At 74.2% G+C, this 14,529-nt stretch carries 14 protein-coding genes; 6 read left to right on the plus strand and 8 right to left on the minus strand.

The genetic code is table 11. From position 1 onward, the window contains the following. Positions 1 to 242: 242 nt before the first annotated feature. Positions 243 to 653, minus strand: coding sequence for a UBP-type zinc finger domain-containing protein (locus tag ACZCLJ_RS12495; protein ID WP_463103928.1), 411 nt, complete (start codon positions 651 to 653; stop codon positions 243 to 245). Further along, entirely contained in the window at positions 650 to 1,342 is a 693-nt protein-coding gene (locus ACZCLJ_RS12500; RefSeq protein WP_463103929.1) for a hypothetical protein, read from the minus strand. Before ACZCLJ_RS12500 ends, ACZCLJ_RS12495 begins: the two co-directional genes overlap by 4 nt. A gap of 252 nt (positions 1,343 to 1,594) precedes the next feature. Here ACZCLJ_RS12500 and ACZCLJ_RS12505 point away from each other — a divergent pair, with 252 nt between their 5' ends. From ACZCLJ_RS12505 to ACZCLJ_RS12515, 3 genes are all read left to right on the plus strand, one after another. Next, positions 1,595 to 1,732 (plus strand): hypothetical protein, encoded by a 138-nt coding sequence (locus ACZCLJ_RS12505; protein WP_251151953.1) that lies wholly within the window; start codon positions 1,595 to 1,597, stop codon positions 1,730 to 1,732. A gap of 179 nt (positions 1,733 to 1,911) precedes the next feature. Further along, a complete protein-coding gene (locus tag ACZCLJ_RS12510) occupies positions 1,912 to 4,848 on the plus strand; it encodes a helix-turn-helix transcriptional regulator (protein ID WP_463103930.1) in 2,937 nt (978 codons plus the stop codon). Positions 4,849 to 4,902: 54 nt separating this feature from the next. Further along, on the plus strand, positions 4,903 to 5,757 hold the full coding sequence (locus tag ACZCLJ_RS12515; protein ID WP_463103931.1) for a 2,3-bisphosphoglycerate-dependent phosphoglycerate mutase: 855 nt from the start codon (positions 4,903 to 4,905) through the stop codon (positions 5,755 to 5,757). 31 nt (positions 5,758 to 5,788) lie between these two features. Here ACZCLJ_RS12515 and ACZCLJ_RS12520 read toward each other — a convergent pair whose 3' ends face one another. Both ACZCLJ_RS12520 and ACZCLJ_RS12525 read right to left on the minus strand, forming a co-directional pair. Then, a complete protein-coding gene (locus ACZCLJ_RS12520) occupies positions 5,789 to 7,006 on the minus strand; it encodes a hypothetical protein (protein WP_463103932.1) in 1,218 nt (405 codons plus the stop codon). Next, entirely contained in the window at positions 7,003 to 7,620 is a 618-nt protein-coding gene (locus tag ACZCLJ_RS12525; protein WP_463103933.1) for a SigE family RNA polymerase sigma factor, read from the minus strand. The genes ACZCLJ_RS12520 and ACZCLJ_RS12525 overlap by 4 nt, the downstream gene beginning before the upstream one ends. Before the next feature lie 166 nt (positions 7,621 to 7,786). Here ACZCLJ_RS12525 and ACZCLJ_RS12530 point away from each other — a divergent pair, with 166 nt between their 5' ends. Continuing rightward, on the plus strand, positions 7,787 to 9,931 hold the full coding sequence (locus ACZCLJ_RS12530; protein WP_463103934.1) for a SpoIIE family protein phosphatase: 2,145 nt from the start codon (positions 7,787 to 7,789) through the stop codon (positions 9,929 to 9,931). A gap of 95 nt (positions 9,932 to 10,026) precedes the next feature. Continuing rightward, on the plus strand, positions 10,027 to 11,142 hold the full coding sequence (locus tag ACZCLJ_RS12535; RefSeq protein ID WP_463103935.1) for a sigma-70 family RNA polymerase sigma factor: 1,116 nt from the start codon (positions 10,027 to 10,029) through the stop codon (positions 11,140 to 11,142). 15 nt (positions 11,143 to 11,157) lie between these two features. Here the strand turns inward: ACZCLJ_RS12535 and ACZCLJ_RS12540 are convergent, their stop codons facing one another. The 4 genes from ACZCLJ_RS12540 to ACZCLJ_RS12555 all read right to left on the minus strand — a co-directional run bounded on the left by ACZCLJ_RS12540 (position 11,158) and on the right by ACZCLJ_RS12555 (position 13,077). Beyond that, positions 11,158 to 11,640, minus strand: a complete 483-nt coding sequence (locus ACZCLJ_RS12540) for a DUF1269 domain-containing protein (RefSeq protein ID WP_251151949.1) — start codon at positions 11,638 to 11,640, stop codon at positions 11,158 to 11,160. Between the two features lie 75 nt (positions 11,641 to 11,715). Further along, on the minus strand, positions 11,716 to 12,075 hold the full coding sequence (locus ACZCLJ_RS12545) for an SHOCT domain-containing protein (RefSeq protein ID WP_251151948.1): 360 nt from the start codon (positions 12,073 to 12,075) through the stop codon (positions 11,716 to 11,718). Between the two features lie 66 nt (positions 12,076 to 12,141). Further along, complete coding sequence (locus ACZCLJ_RS12550; RefSeq protein ID WP_251151947.1) at positions 12,142 to 12,573, minus strand: DUF6325 family protein; 432 nt, start codon at positions 12,571 to 12,573, stop codon at positions 12,142 to 12,144. 96 nt (positions 12,574 to 12,669) lie between these two features. Further along, positions 12,670 to 13,077: a DUF7144 family membrane protein gene (locus tag ACZCLJ_RS12555; protein ID WP_251151946.1), complete on the minus strand. Its 408-nt coding sequence runs from the start codon at positions 13,075 to 13,077 to the stop codon at positions 12,670 to 12,672. Positions 13,078 to 13,225: 148 nt separating this feature from the next. Between ACZCLJ_RS12555 and ACZCLJ_RS12560 the strand changes: the two genes are divergently transcribed. Continuing rightward, positions 13,226 to 14,515: an AI-2E family transporter gene (locus tag ACZCLJ_RS12560; RefSeq protein WP_463103936.1), complete on the plus strand. Its 1,290-nt coding sequence runs from the start codon at positions 13,226 to 13,228 to the stop codon at positions 14,513 to 14,515. Positions 14,516 to 14,529: the final 14 nt, after the last annotated feature.

Raw genomic sequence — 14,529 nt, forward strand, 5'->3', positions numbered from 1 at the left:
CCTCCTCATCGAGAAATCACTGTGGTGCGCGGTGCCGGTACGGACAGCCGTCGTCCGAGGCGTGCGACCGTCGTCGGCCGCGATGCGAACACCGCTCCTCAGAATCAAACAGCTTCCACCACGGAAAGACAACAGGTACGCGCGAGGTCGGACTGTCGAACCGGAGCCGGGCAGCGCCGAACCCGGGTTCGCCGAGAACCATGGCGTGCTACCCGGCTCGGTCGCAGGATGTCGCAGTCGCGTCAGCGGTGGATCAGCTCGCGCCAGTTCGGCGGGACACGGTCGGCGGGACCGGGCACCGTCTGCTCAGGCGGGCGCGACAACGGTGCCGCGAGGTGCGGGCCCTCGAGGACCTGCTCGGTGCCGTAGTCCCAGTACCAGTCCTCGCCCGGCTCGAACGAGCGCATCAGGCGGTGCCCGCTCTCCTGGTAATGAGCCGTCGCGTGCTGGGCGGGGGACGTGTCGCAGCACCCGACGTGGCCGCACGTCGCGCAGCGGCGCAGGTGCACCCACCACCCACCGGCGGGGTCGCACTCGGCGCACCCGTCGCCGCTCGGCGGGGCGTCCGGCTTCACGGCAGCCCGCAGGGCGGCGACGAGCGCCGCGTCGTCGAGACCGTCCCCGTTGACGCTCGGGGCGCGGTCGGTGGTCATCGCGCCCCGGCGCCGGCCGCCCGGACGACGGGAGCCCACGACTCGGGGTCGAGCGCGGCGGCGGGCTCGGCTGCGGCCCACGCCCGGCAGTCGTCGATCGTCGCGGAGAGCAGGTCGCGCAGACGCTCGTCGGGGTTCGGGATGCACGCCTCGGCGACACCCTGGACCGCCGCGGAGATGATGCTCGGCGCGGCGTCGCGCACGAAGCGGCTCGGCCGCAGCCGTGCGCCCTCGCAGAACTTCTGCGCCCACCGCGCGGTGCGCGGGCACGTCGCGAGCGCGTCGGCGGACTCGGCGCTCATCGTCCCTGCGGGGCGGTGGTCGAGCACGTCGAGCATCTTCTCGGCGCCGATGATCGCGACGGCGAGCGTCTGCTGGCGCTCGGCGGGTGCGATCGGGAGCGCCGTCACCGCGGCACGCAGCGCGATGCGCACGTCCCAGTGCGGGTCGTCGCTCGTCAGCCCGATGACGGACGGGATGAGCGGTGCCAGCCTCGGCCGCTCGGGATCAACCGTGAGGTCGTTCACCGCGCGGGCCAGCATCGCGAGGAGCGGGTGCGTGCACCGTGGATGGTCGCTCCACCGCTCGCCCGCGAGGTAGGACGCGAGCTCCATGAAGCACGCCCCCTTCTTCGGGTTGCGGTGCTTGCCACGGCCCAGCATCGGCAGCATGTCGTAGGTGTCGGTCACGAGGTCACCCCCACACGGTGGGTCCGGTCACCGTCCAGTCTGCGACGAGGCCGGGTCGTTGGCAACGGGAAGCGTGACCGGCGCCACAGCAGCCGCGCTTCTGAGGTACCTCAGACGCCTCAGCCGGCCGAGGTCCGCGCGTCTGAGGCCCTGCGCGACGCGATCCTGCCCGGACGACCGATCCCGGCCCGGGGTGCTCAGGACGAGTGTTGTCGTCAGGCAGGCAGGGCGCCTGCGGGAACGGGGACGATCATGAGCGGCATGCAGTTCGGCCCGGCCTTCGAGGCCGAGCTCACGTACCACCAGCAGAAGCTCCGCGAGGACTACCAGCGGGGCGAGCCCGTGCTGCTGCACTGGCTCCGGGAGCGCCGGCACCGGCACACCCGGTGAGCGCCGCGACCGGCGAGCGCCGGCAGCACGACGACCCCGACGCCGTCGGTGGTGGGACCCCCGGTGGGACACCCGCTGCCGGCGGCGTCGTCGTGCCCGACGGCGCCTCGTCCCCGGTCGCTCACGACGTGCCCCATTCCCCTGGCCCCTCGTGGGTGCCCGCTGGGAGGATGGTCTCCGTGCCCCGCCCCTCCACCCGCGCGCCCTTCGTGGCCCGCGCCGACGAGCTCGAACGCCTCGCCGCCGCGGTCGACAGGGCGCGCCGCGGCGAGCCCGGGGTCGTGCTCGTCGGCGCGGACGCCGGCGTCGGCAAGACGCGCCTCCTGACCCGCGCGACGGAGCTCGCCGCCGAGCAGGGCGCGACGGTCGTGTGGAGCCACTGCGTCGACCTCGGCGAGGTCGGTCTCCCCTATCTCCCCTTCACCGAGGCGCTGACCACGCTGCGGTCGGTGCACGACGCCGTCGACGAGACCGTCGCGCAGCGTCCCGCGCTCGCGCGCCTGCTCGACGCCGCGCTCCCCGCCGACGACGAGCAGAGCCAGGGCGAGCGCCTGCAGCTCTTCGAGAGCATCGCCGCGGCGCTCGCCGCCTCCGGCACCCCCGACGCGCCGCTCGTCCTCGTCGTCGAGGACCTGCACTGGGCCGACCCGTCGAGCCGCGACGTCCTGCGCTTCGTCGTCGCACGCCTGCGGTCGGAGCACGTCGTGGTCGTCGCGAGCTACCGCAGCGACGACCTGCACCGGCGGCACCCGCTGCGCCCGGTGCTCGCCGAGCTGCGCCGCCACCCGCGCGTCGAGCACGTGGACCTGCGGCCGTTCACGGCCGGGGAGCTGCGCGACTTCACGACGGCGGTCGCGGGCGACCCGTTGCGCGAGGACGCGTTCGAGTCGGTCCGCACCCGCTCGGAGGGCAACGCCTACTTCGCCGAGGAGCTCGTCGAGGCGGGGCCCGGAGAGGAGCTGCCGTGGTCGCTCGCCGACGTCCTGCGCGCCCGGCTCGAGACCCTCGACCCGCCGGTCCAGCTCCTCGTGCGCACCGCGTCGGTCTCGGGGCGCCAGGTGTCCGAGCGCCTCCTGCGCGCCGTCCTGGACCAGGACGGCGCGTTCGCGGCGGACCCCGGCGCGTTCGACCGTTCGCTCCGCGAAGCGATCGCGCACCACGTCCTGGGGATCGAGGCCGACCCCAGCGGCGACGGCCGCGACACGGTCGTGTTCCGCCACGCCCTCCTCGCCGAGGCCGTCGCCACCGACCTGCTGCCCGGCGAGCGCGTCACCGTGCACCGCACGTACCTCCGCGCCCTCAGCGAGGACCCGACGCTCGGGTCGCCCGCGCTGCGCGCCCACCACGCGCTCGCCGCGCACGACCTCCCGGCGGCGCTCACCGCCTCGCGCGGTGCGGCCCGCAAGGCGGCGCGCGTCCTCGCGCCCGCCGAGGAGCTGCGCCACCTCGAGCAGGTCCTGTCCCTGTGGGCGGCCGTGCCGGACGCCGCGGAGCGCCTCGGGGAGGACCGGGTCGCCGTGGCCCTCGCGGCCGCGGGCGCCGCGAGCCGTGCCGGGAGCCCCGAGCGCGCGGTCGCGCTCGCGCGCAAGGTCGTCGAGGCGACCGCCGACGATCCCCTGCGCCAGGCCGCGCTGCGCCACGTGCTCTCCCGCTACCTCCTCGGGACCGAGCAGGTGGAGGAGGTCCTCACGCACACCGCGGCGGCGCTCGCGGTGCTGCCGACGGAGCCGCCGTCGCTCGACCGCGCGTGGACGCTCGCGATGCGGGCCCGCGCGGCGATGAACGCGGACCAGGACGAGCTCGCCGCAGAGGTCGCCGCCGAGGCCCTCGCGGAGGCGCACCGCGTCGACGCGCCCGACGTCGAGGCCGACGTCCTCACGACGATGGCGGTCCTCGAGGTCGAGGACGAGGACCGCGCGGCGGTGCTCCTCGAGCAGGCGCGCGAGCGCGCCGTCGAGGCCGGCGACATCCTCACCGAGCTGCGCTGCTGGTACAACATCGCCGCGAACCGCTACTACGCGGGCCACCTCGCCGAGGCGCTCGACGTCGTGCGCGACGGGGTGGACCGCGCACTGGCGACGGGTCTGGGCTGGAGCGTGTACGGCGTCGAGCTGCGCCTGTTCGACGACCTCGTCCGGTACGCCATCGGTGACCTCACGCCCACGGACACGCTGGGCGAGACGGTTCCGGAGAGCTGGGTCCCGACCCTCGCCGCCGTGCAGCTCTACGCCGCCGTCGCGCGGGGCGACGCGGACGCCGTCGCGCGGGGCACGGCCCTGCGCCGCGACTGGTACCGCGACGGCATGATCGCGCTGATCTCCGGCGGCTGCTCGATCGACGCGCTCACGTGGGCGGGCCGGTACGAGGAGGCGGTCGAGCTCGCCGTCGAGCTCGTGGAGCACCTCGGCCGCACGTGGAGCGACTACTTCCTCGGGCGGATCTGGCTCTCGGCGCTCGCCCTCGCGGCGCTCGCCGACGCCGCCGACGCCGCCCGCGTGACGGGGGACACCTCCGCCGCCGTCGCGGGCCTCGTCGCTCGCGGTCGGCCCCTGCTCGACGCGGCCGTCACGACGGCGGAGCGCGGCCGCCCTCGCGGCGGGACGCTCGGCCCCGAGGGGCGGGCCTGGCTCGCGCGCGCCGCCGCCGAGCACGCTCGGCTCACCGGCGAGACCGACGCCGCGCTGTGGGAGGAGACGACGCGCGCGTTCGACTACGGCTACCGCTACGAGGCGGCGCGCTCGCGGTTCCGCTGGGCGGAGGCGCTGTGCGCCACCGGCGACCGCAACGCCGCGGAGATCGAGGCGGCGCAGGCGCTCGAGGAGGCGGAGGCGATGGGGGCCGCTCCGCTCGCCGAGGCCGTCCGCTCGCTCGCCCGCCGCGCCCGCCTGGACCTGCCGGGACTGCGACGCTCGACCGCGACCGTCCTCACGGACCGCGAGGAGGAGGTGCTGATCCTCGTCGCCCAGGGACTGACGAACCGGCAGATCGGCGAACGCCTCTACATCTCCGCCAAGACCGTGAGCGTGCACATCTCCAACGTCCTCGCGAAGCTCGGCGCGTCGGGACGTGCGGAGGCGGTGTCCCTCGCGCACCAGCGGGGACTGCTCGAGGTCTGACCAGGCCGACCGGCCCGGCTCACGCGCGGTGCCCGCCGTCGTTACGCTGACCGCGTGCCTCCAGCGCCTGCCGGTCCCGCGTCGTCGGTCAGCCCTCGTCCCACCTACGGCACCCGGCCTCGCCCGTCGCCCGGCGTGCTGGTCCTGCTCCGGCACGGTCAGAGCACCTACAACGCGGACGACCGGTTCACCGGTCTGCTCGACGTCCCGCTCTCGGACCGGGGCGTCGCGGAGGCGCGGCACGCCGCCGCCCTGCTCGCGCGCGCCGCGAAGCAGCACCCGGAGCTCGCGCCCCGGCGGGTCGTGACGTCGCCGCTCGTGCGCGCGTCCGGGACTGCCGCGATCGTCGCCGCGGCGCTGCCCGGCCCACCGCCGCTCGACGTCGAGTGGCGGCTCGTCGAGCGGCACTACGGCGCGTTCACGGACACCCCGCGCGAGGTCGTCCGGCGGGACCACGGCGAGGAGGCCTACTGGCGCTACCGCCGCTCGTTCGCGCACCGACCGCCCGCGCTGGCGCCCGACCACCCGGCCCGCGCCGCCGTCGACGACGTCCTGCTCCGCCTGCCCGACGCCGCGCGCGCCGGCCTGCGCGCGGACACCGAGTCGCTCGCCGACGTGGTGGAGCGGCTGCGGCCCTTCTGGGCCGCGACCGAGGCCGCGCTGGCGCTCGGCCACTCGCTCCTCGTCGTCGGGCACGGGAACTCGCTGCGCGCGCTCTCGGTGCTCGTGGACGATCTCGCGCCCGAGGAGGTCGTGGACCTGAACGTCCCGACCGGGCAGCCGCTCGTGCGCCGGTTCGTGGTGGACCCCGGCTCCCGGCTCGTGCCCCTCGTGCGGGGCGGGACCTACCTCGACGCCGACGGCGCCGAGCACGCGCTCGCCGACCTCCAGGCCCGCGGCGGGACCTGAGTCAGCACCGGAGCCGACGCCACGTGCGAGCTCAGTCCCAGCCGCTCGTCAGCATCTCGCCCTCGATCTCGTCGGCGTGCGCCACGTACCACTCTCCGACGACGGCCGTCACGTCGAGGTGGCACTGTCGCCACGCGTCGCCTTCGGCCCCGTCGGGCATGGTCCCGAAGACGGCGTCGTCTCCCGCCGGCTCGTCGAACCCTCGCGCGGCGAGGCATGCGACGAGGAGCGCCGGATCGTGCGGCGCGCGGTCGGGGGTTCGGGGGAGAAGGCCACGGAGGCCGTCCATCACCGGGTTGTCCAGCACACCCGACGGCGCAGCGACCTCGGTCACGGTGCGGTGCTCGGCGTCGTAGACCGCGCGGCATCCCCGGGTCCTCTCCTCCCCCTCGGGCACCGCCTCGACGCCGTCAGCACAGTCCGCGAAGGATTGTCCGCCCGGACCGACGGAGACGTGACCGCGGAGCTCTGGGAGGTCGACGCCGTCCGCACCAAGTCGGGCGGCGACCATCACCAGGTCGCCAAGACGAGTCGTGGGTACCTCGACCGACGTGACCCGTTCCCCCGTCGCGTCCGTCGCCTGGCCCGCGAGGACCAGCCACGTCGACCGCCCGTCGGACCCGGGCCTCTCGGACGACATCCCGTCCAGGCCGAAATAGACGCTCTCGCCGGTCCCGGCGTCCAGGATGAGCGAACCGTTGGTGAAGCCGTCGAGCACGACGGTCCCCGCGTCATCGTCGCCCTGCCGGAGCGCCGCGAGGTCGGCGTCATCGCCTGCGACGACGCGCAGAGTCGACAGGGACCGCCCGACGGGCCCTCCCACCTCCACCTCCGCGAGGAACCGCTCGCCGTCGTTCCACGCGCCGAGACCGAGATCGAGGACGTACGTGCCGTCGTCGCGCAGGTAGGCGGCCGGCTCGCTCACCGCGACGACGCCCGGCGCGACATCGACCGTCGTCGCCTCGGGCACGACGACCTCGTACGGCGCGTCCGCGACGAGCAGGTACTCGGCCAGCCCGGACAGCGCCGGGGCGCCCACAGCCGCGGCGGTTCCCACGCCTGCAACGGCGAAGGCCGACGCCGTCACGGTGAGCGCGCGCCGCGCGCGGGCCTTGCGGCGGCTCGTGCGAAAGGAGACGTCGAGGTCGAGACGCGACTCGGGGACGGCCGCGTCGGCGGAGCGTCGCAGGCGAACGAGGAACTCGTCCAAGGGCTCGTGCGGCACCGGACCTGGACGTTCGGGCTTCATGGCGTAGCACCTCCGGTGGGGTCGGCGGACAGCTCGACGCGCAGCCGGGCTAGCGCGCGCGACGCGGTGGACTTCACGGTGCCGACGGGCATGCCCAGCTCCTCGGCGACCTCGCGCTCGGACAGGTCGAGCAGGTGGCGCAGGACCACGACGCGGCGCTGGCGCAGGGGCAGGACGAGCAGCGCCCGGACGACGGCGTCGCGATCGTCAACGGTCTCCGTCCCGTCCGCCACACGATTCCTGCGGGCCGTCTCGTCGTGGACGAGCTCGTCGGGGCCGGACAGCACCTCGCGCCGCGTGCGTCGCCACGAGTCGACGCGCAGGTTCGCGAGCACCCGCCTGGCGTATGCGATCGGCTCCCCGGTACGAGCCCGTGGCCAGGCCCGGTAGGTCCTCTCGAACGCCTGCTGCGTGAGCTCCTCGGCGCGGTGCCGGTCGCCGCAGAGCAGGTAGGCCATGCGGTGCAGAGGTTCACGGGCCTCGCGCATGAACGCCGCGAACTCCTCGTCACGCGTGCGCCGGGTGTGCAGGACGACGTCGACCTCGTCGTCCCCGGGCGTGGCCGCCGCTCCCTCGCCGAGGTCGAGCAGGATCTCCACGCGCTCGGCGCTCATCGGCAGGTCCCGGATCGTCGTCTCACGAGGAGAACACGCAGCGAAGCCCCCGAGGGTTCCGTCCGGCGCGGCGGTTCGCTGCTCTTGCCCGAATTCACCCACCCGTCCCCGTCCGGTTCGCGCCGTTCGCCCTGCCGCAGGGCCCGGGTCCTGGCCATACTGAGTCATGACCGAGGCGCAGGCGATCCGCGAGCTCGTCGAGGCGGGGCTCGCCGGACCGACGGCGGACGAGTCGTTCGACCGGTTCGCGCGCCTGGTGCAGCGCCAGCTCGGAGTGCCCACGGCGCTCGTGTCCCTGGTCCTCGAGGACGAGCAGGTCTTCCCCGGCGCCCTCGGTCTCCCGGAGCCGTACCAGAGCCGCCGGCGCACCCCGCTGACCCACTCGTTCTGCCAGTACGTCGTGGACGACACGCAGCCGCTCGTCGTCGCGGACGCGCGGGTCGTGCCCCACCTCGCCGACAACGGCGCGATCCACGACCTGGGCGTCGTCGCCTACGCGGGGTTCCCCATCTTCGACCCGCGGGGACGCGCCGTGGGCTCGCTCTGCGCGATCGACGGACGGCCACGGCCCTGGACCGACGCCGACCTCGCGACGCTCGCAGACCTGGCGGCCGCGTGCACGTCGGAGCTGCGGCTGCGGGTGGCACGCGAGCGCGCACGCCGGATGCAGCGGGTCGCCCTCACGGCGAACCGGCGGTCGCGGCTCCTGCTCGACCTGTCGGAGACGTTCGCCTCCGCGCAGTCCGTGGGCGACGTCGCGGAACGGCTCGCGGCGGTCGGCGCCGGGATCGGGGCGCGGTACGCGGGCCTCGCGACGCTCGACCCGGCCGGCGTCCGGCTCACCTACACGACGCTCGACCACCTGGAGCCCGGCGTGCCGCGCACCTTCCGGCGGATGCGCCTCGACGAGGCGCGCGGTGCGAGCGTCGCCGCCCGCACGCGCGAGCCCCTCTTCTTCCGGGACCACGCCACGTACTCCGCGACGTTCCCGGAGGCTGCGGCGATGATCGCGGCCGACGGCGTCGAGGCGCGCTGCTTCCTCCCGGTCTTCTCCGCCACGACGCTGCTCGGCGTGGTGGCCCTCGCCTGGGACTCGGCGCAGGAGTTCGACGACGACGCGGTGAAGACCCAGACCACCGTCGCCACGTACGTGGGCCACGCGCTCGACCGGGTCCGCCTGCTCGAGGAGCGCCACCGCGTCGCGACGACGCTGCAGGCCGCGATGCTCACGGCGCTGCCCGAGATGCGGAGCGTCGAGCTCGCCGCGACGTACGCGTCCGCGACGCGCACGGACCAGGTCGGCGGGGACTGGTACGACACGGTGGTCATCGACGACGACGCGTGCGTCCTGATGATCGGCGACGTCACGGGCCACGACATGCGCGCCGCGGCCCAGATGGGGCAGCTCCGGTCGATGCTGCGCACCTTCGCCTGGTGCCAGGACGAGCCGCCTGCCACCCTGCTCCGCCTGCTCGACCGGGCGAACCGCGGCCTGTCGTTGCACGCGAGCGGCACCGCCGTCGTCGCGCGGCTGGACCGCACCCCTCGCGGGTTCGACGTCGTGTGGTCCAACGCGGGCCACCCCGCTCCTCTCGTCCTGCGCGCCGACGGGGAGGTCGAGACGCTCGACGCCGCACCCGACCTGATGCTCGGCGTCCTGCCGGGCGCAGCCCGCCACGACCACCGCACGCGCCTGCTGCCCGGCGACACGCTCCTGCTGTACACCGACGGTCTCGTCGAGCGGCGCGGCACGTCGTACGGGGACCGGCTCGCGAGCCTGCGCGAGGCCCTGGCCGACCAGGCCGGCGTCTCGACGTCGGCGCTCCCGGACGCGCTCGTGCGCCGGCTCGTCGCCGGCTCCCAGCGGGACGACGTCGCGGTGCTGGCCCTGCGCGTCCGGCACACGATGCCGCACCTGCCGCGCCCGGGCCGACCGGCGACGGTGCGTCGCGACGTCCCGCACACGTCGACCGCGATCGGCCGGTCCCGGCGCTGGGTCGACGACGTGCTGGAGAGCTGCGACGTCGCGCCGTCGGTCCGTCGTGTCGCGATGCTCCTGACGAGCGAGCTCCTCACGAACGCCGTCCAGCATGCACGGGCTCCGGTCGCGGCGACCGTCGAGGTGGGGCACCGGGTCGTGCGGATCGGCGTGCGGGACGGGTCGACCGAGCGGCCCCGTCTGAGGTCGCCCGAGCCGCACGAGACGGGTGGTCGCGGTGTGCAGTTCCTCGAGCGGTGCGCGCTGCGCTGGGGGGTCGACGCCGACGCCGAGGGCAAGACCGTCTGGTTCGAGCTCGCGACGACCGACTGACCCACCCTGTGCTGTGTCAGGAGCGCCGGGTAGCGTGTGGCGTGGACCACATCCGGCCCGGACGCCCCCACCCGCACTCGGAGAGGCAGCTCGCCATGACCGACCTCGTCACCCCCGTCGACACGGTGGAGGGATCCCTCGCGCCACGTCCCGCGAACCCGCTGCCCGCCCACGAGGAGCTGGACGTCGTCCTCGACGGCTACCGCCGCGAGCTCACGGGCTACTGCTACCGGATGCTCGGCTCGGCCTTCGAGGCCGACGACGCGGTGCAGGAGACGCTGCTGCGCGCCTGGCGCTCCTACGACCGCTTCGAGGGCCGCTCGAGCCTGCGCTCGTGGCTCTACCGGATCGCGACGAACGTCTGCTTCGACGCCCTCGGTGCCCGCAAGCGCCGCGAGCGCCCGATGGGCCTCGGCGGTCCGCAGCCGGCCGAGGTCGAGAACCTGGGCCAGGTCCTGCCCGAGGAGACGTGGGTCGAGCCCGTGCCCGACGACCGCGTGCTCCCGCACGACGGCGACCCTGCCCAGGTGGCCGTAGGCCGCGAGAGCATCCGCCTCGCGTTCGTCGCCGCGCTGCAGTACCTGCCCCCGAAGCAGCGCGCCGTGCTGCTCCTGCGCGAGGTCCTGCGCTGGCAGGCCAGCGAGGTGGCCGAGCTGCTCGACACGTCGGTCGCGTCGGTCAACAGCGCGCTGCAGCGGGCCCGTGCCACGATGGCGGCCCGGGCGCACTGGAGCAGCGCGGGGGTCGACGACGACTCCGACCGGACGGGCGGCGACGGGCCGGCCGGGCCGGCCGACGTCGCCGGGAACGTCCCCGGGGACGAGCAGGCCCTCGGGGACGAGGAGAAGCTGCTGCTCGAGCGCTACCTCGACGCGTTCGAGCGGTACGACATGGACGCGCTCGTCGCGATCCTGCACGCCGACGCCACGCTCTCCATGCCGCCGTACCCGCTGTGGATGCGCGGCACGGACGACATCGTCCGCTGGATGGTGGGCCCGGGGTGGGAGTGCGAGGGCTCGCGCCTGATCCCGGTCGCGGTGAACGGCACGTTCGGCTTCGGCCAGTACCGCCGCGCCGAGGGTGGTGGGTACGAGCCGTGGGCGCTGCAGGTGATCGAGACCCGGGGCGGCCGCGTCGTGGAGATCAACGCGTTCCTCGACACGGCCGCGTGGTTCCCGCTCTTCGGTCTGCCTCCGCGCCTCGACTCGTGACCGGCGCGGGGGCCGTCAGTCGAACGTCTCGAGGAGCGTCTGACGCTCTCCCTCGGTGAGGTTCGTGGCGATGAGCTTCCCGTGCACCCCGTGGAACCGCTCGCCGACGGCGTCGAGGTCCCCGTCCTCCGTGACGACGAACAGCGCGGAGGTTCCCGGGGTCACACCCTCGCGGATCCGCTCCATCTGGTCCTTGTCGATCCCGACGGCGGCCATGGCCTTCGACGCGGCCCCGATCGCCGCGCCGGCGGCAGCGCCGATCAGCGGGATGAAGAAGATCGTCCCGAGGAGCAGCCCCCAGAACGCGCCCCAGCCGGAGCCGCGCCACGTGTCCTGGTGGCCGTGGCGTGTCGTCGGCTTGTCCGCGCCCTCGGGCCACGTCACGACGGCGGAGTCGACGAGGCGGATGTGCCCCTCCGACGCGGCGGAGTGCAGGATGCCCGACGCCGTGTCGGCCCCCGCAGGTGTGTCGAAGCTCCAGACGGTGAAGGTCGCCATGGTGTCCTCCGGTCCTCTCGTGCTCGGTACGGCCTTGGGCGTGCGGGTCTCAGGTGCGAGTCTCGGGTGCGGGTCTCAACCGAGGAGCTTGGCCTTGGCGGCGGCGAACTCGGCGTCGCTGAGCACGCCGGACGCGTGCAGCTGGCCGAGCCGCTCGATCTGCGCCAGGAGGTCGTCCCCGCCGGACACCGGGGCGGCAGGTGCGGCCGGGGCCGCGGCCGGCTGCGCGTACTGGGCGGCGGCCTGCTGAGCGGCCGCCTCGATCCGGGCCTGCTCCTGCTGCGCCGCGGCCTGCTGCGCCTCCCAGGACTGCTGCTGGCGGTTCGCCTGACGGCGCGAGACGGCGCCCGCGGTGGCCTGGGCGGTGCCGGCGATGACGGCGGTGCGGGCGGCGGTCCCGATGAGGCCGGGACGACCCATACGACGGATGGGCATGGTGGTTCTCCTCCGGGTGTGACGTGCGGGCTGGTGGTGGGTCAGGTCGTCCGTCCGGGCGACGCGTCAGTCCTCGGCGAGCGCGAGGTCCGCGACCTCGTTGACGACCTCCGCGGGGATCCGCTCGCTGAACAGGACGACACCGCCGGCGTCGGCGGCCGCGCCGACGACCCCCCGGGCCCACGTGTGCTCCACGACGAGGACGAGCGCCGAGGTGCCGGGAGCGAGCCCGGCCGCCACCTCGTCGAGGTCCTCCTCGCCGGCGAGCCCGGCGCTCGAGAGCTGGACGTCGGTGATCTCGATCTCGTCGCCGAGGTCCGTGAGCTCGAGGAACTCGACGTCGCCGTTCTCGGACCGACGCACGACGGCGAGGTCGAGCAGCGTGACGGTGCCTTCCGCGAGGACCTCGGCGACGGCGGTCTGGACGCCGGACGGGATGCGGTCGGACGGGAAGGCGATCGCGACGATCTCGACGGGACCGAAGCTGGAGCTGGCCATGAGGGGTTCTCCCGGTGTCTGAGGTGTGCGGGGCTCGGGTGCGGGGTTCGGGCGGGTCGCGGGGTCCGGGACGCCGAGGGGGCGGTGGCGCCCCGGTCAGCGAGCGGCGCGCTCGGCCTCGTCGCCGTGGACGACGAGGGCCCACAGCACGAACACGTCGAGCAGGATCGTCACGATCGACCACCAGGGCGTGACCTGGAGGGTCGTGAACTGCGCGACGGCGTTGAGGACGACGAGGACGATCGCCACGAACCTCGCCCAGCCCTTGCCCGCGAGGAGCGCGAAGCCCGTGAGGACGAGGAGCAGCCCGATCACGAGATGGATCCATCCCCACGTGGAGACGTCCAGCACGACGACGCCCTGGTCGGTGACCCCCACGAGACTGTTCGGGGAGAACACCGCGACGAGGCCGCTGATGGCGTTGAACAGACCCAGCGTGACGAGCACGATGCCCGCGAACCAGATCCAGCCGACCCATGCGGACACCTGCGACGACCGTGCCATTCCGTCACCTCTCGAGGGTTCTCGGACCTCTCGGCGACCCTGACCTGCGGCCGCCGACGTGCGCGGGACGATCGTGGCACCGATGGGGCGGTTCGGCATCCGGTGCGTCCTGCATGCTCGTCCGCGGGCCCGGCACTACGTTCGTGGCATGACGATCCCCGCATCGCCGTCGGCGAGCCCGTCACCGGACGACACCTGGTCGGAGCCGACCGACGACGGCACCCGGCCCGTCCAGCACGACTCCCGCAGGCCACCGCGCTGGATCCCTCGCGCACTGGTCATGGGCGTGGTCGCGGTCTTCGTGGCGGTCTTCGCCTGGTACGCGCTGGGGCAGCTCCAGGGCCTCGGGGTGAACATCCTCATCGCGTTCTTCATCGCCCTCGCGCTCGAGCCCATCGTCGTGTGGCTCGTCCGGCACGGGTGGCGCCGCGGTGTCGCCGCGGGCGTGTCGCTCATCGGCTCGATCGTCGTCGTGCTCGTCGTGCTCGCGCTGTTCGGGAACCTGTTCGTCCAGCAGCTCGTGCAGCTCGTGCAGACCATCCCGGCCCTCTACGAGGACGCCCGGACGTTCCTCGAGGAGCGGTTCGACGTCATCGTCCCCGAGTCGGACGAGCTGTTGCGCGAGGCCTTCGACCAGTTCGGGCAGGACGTCGCCTCCGGGGCGCTGCTCGTGGGGACGACGATCATCGGCGGCATCTTCGCGTCGCTGACGATCCTCCTCGTCACCTACTACCTGCTGGCCGCCGGGCCGCGGTTCCGGGCCGGCGTCTGCCGGTGGCTCACCCCGAACCGTCAGGAGGAGGTGCTGCGGCTGTGGGAGATCACGCAGGTCAAGGTCTCCGACTTCATCAACTCGCGCATCGTGCTCGCCGCGCTGTCGAGCGTGTTCACCCTCGTGTTCCTGCTGATCGTGGGCACGCCGTACGCGCTCCCCCTCGCGGTGTTCACGGGCGTCGTGTCGCAGTTCGTCCCGACGATCGGCACCTACATCGGCGGCGCCCTCCCCGTCGCCGTCGCGCTCACGTCCCAGGGGATGCCGCAGGCCCTCGCCGTGCTGGCGTTCATCATCGGCTACCAGCAGCTCGAGAACCTGTACTTCTCGCCCAAGGTGTCCGCGCGCGCGCTCGAGATGAACCCCGCGGTGAGCTTCGTCGTCGTGCTCGCGTTCGGCGCCGTGTTCGGGGCGCTCGGCGCGTTCCTGGCGCTCCCCATCGCCGCCACGATCCAGGCGGTCGCGAACACGTACCTCCAGCGGCACGAGCTCATCGACTCGCACCTCCTGCACGACCCCGGCGAGGAGGGCGGCGACGACGCGGCACCGCGCAGGCGGCACCGCGACGGCGACGGCGGGGTCGCCCAACGTCGCCGCGCGAACCGCCGCGCGGCCGAGGAGGCCGCACGGACGATCGACGAGCGCCGGGCGGACGGCATCGAGTAGCCGACTGCCGTCCG

It is taken from the genome of Cellulosimicrobium sp. So1_17 (assembly GCF_055181235.1).

Coding starts and splice junctions, on each gene's coding strand:
- ACZCLJ_RS12495 (WP_463103928.1), bottom strand. CDS start 653: ATGACCACCGACCGCGCCCCGAGCGTCAACGGGGACGGTCTCGACGAC.
- ACZCLJ_RS12505 (WP_251151953.1), top strand. CDS start 1,595: ATGAGCGGCATGCAGTTCGGCCCGGCCTTCGAGGCCGAGCTCACGTAC.
- ACZCLJ_RS12520 (WP_463103932.1), bottom strand. CDS start 7,006: ATGAAGCCCGAACGTCCAGGTCCGGTGCCGCACGAGCCCTTGGACGAG.
- ACZCLJ_RS12525 (WP_463103933.1), bottom strand. CDS start 7,620: ATGAGCGCCGAGCGCGTGGAGATCCTGCTCGACCTCGGCGAGGGAGCG.
- ACZCLJ_RS12530 (WP_463103934.1), top strand. CDS start 7,787: ATGACCGAGGCGCAGGCGATCCGCGAGCTCGTCGAGGCGGGGCTCGCC.
- ACZCLJ_RS12535 (WP_463103935.1), top strand. CDS start 10,027: ATGACCGACCTCGTCACCCCCGTCGACACGGTGGAGGGATCCCTCGCG.
- ACZCLJ_RS12540 (WP_251151949.1), bottom strand. CDS start 11,640: ATGGCGACCTTCACCGTCTGGAGCTTCGACACACCTGCGGGGGCCGAC.
- ACZCLJ_RS12545 (WP_251151948.1), bottom strand. CDS start 12,075: ATGCCCATCCGTCGTATGGGTCGTCCCGGCCTCATCGGGACCGCCGCC.
- ACZCLJ_RS12550 (WP_251151947.1), bottom strand. CDS start 12,573: ATGGCCAGCTCCAGCTTCGGTCCCGTCGAGATCGTCGCGATCGCCTTC.
- ACZCLJ_RS12555 (WP_251151946.1), bottom strand. CDS start 13,077: ATGGCACGGTCGTCGCAGGTGTCCGCATGGGTCGGCTGGATCTGGTTC.
- ACZCLJ_RS12560 (WP_463103936.1), top strand. CDS start 13,226: ATGACGATCCCCGCATCGCCGTCGGCGAGCCCGTCACCGGACGACACC.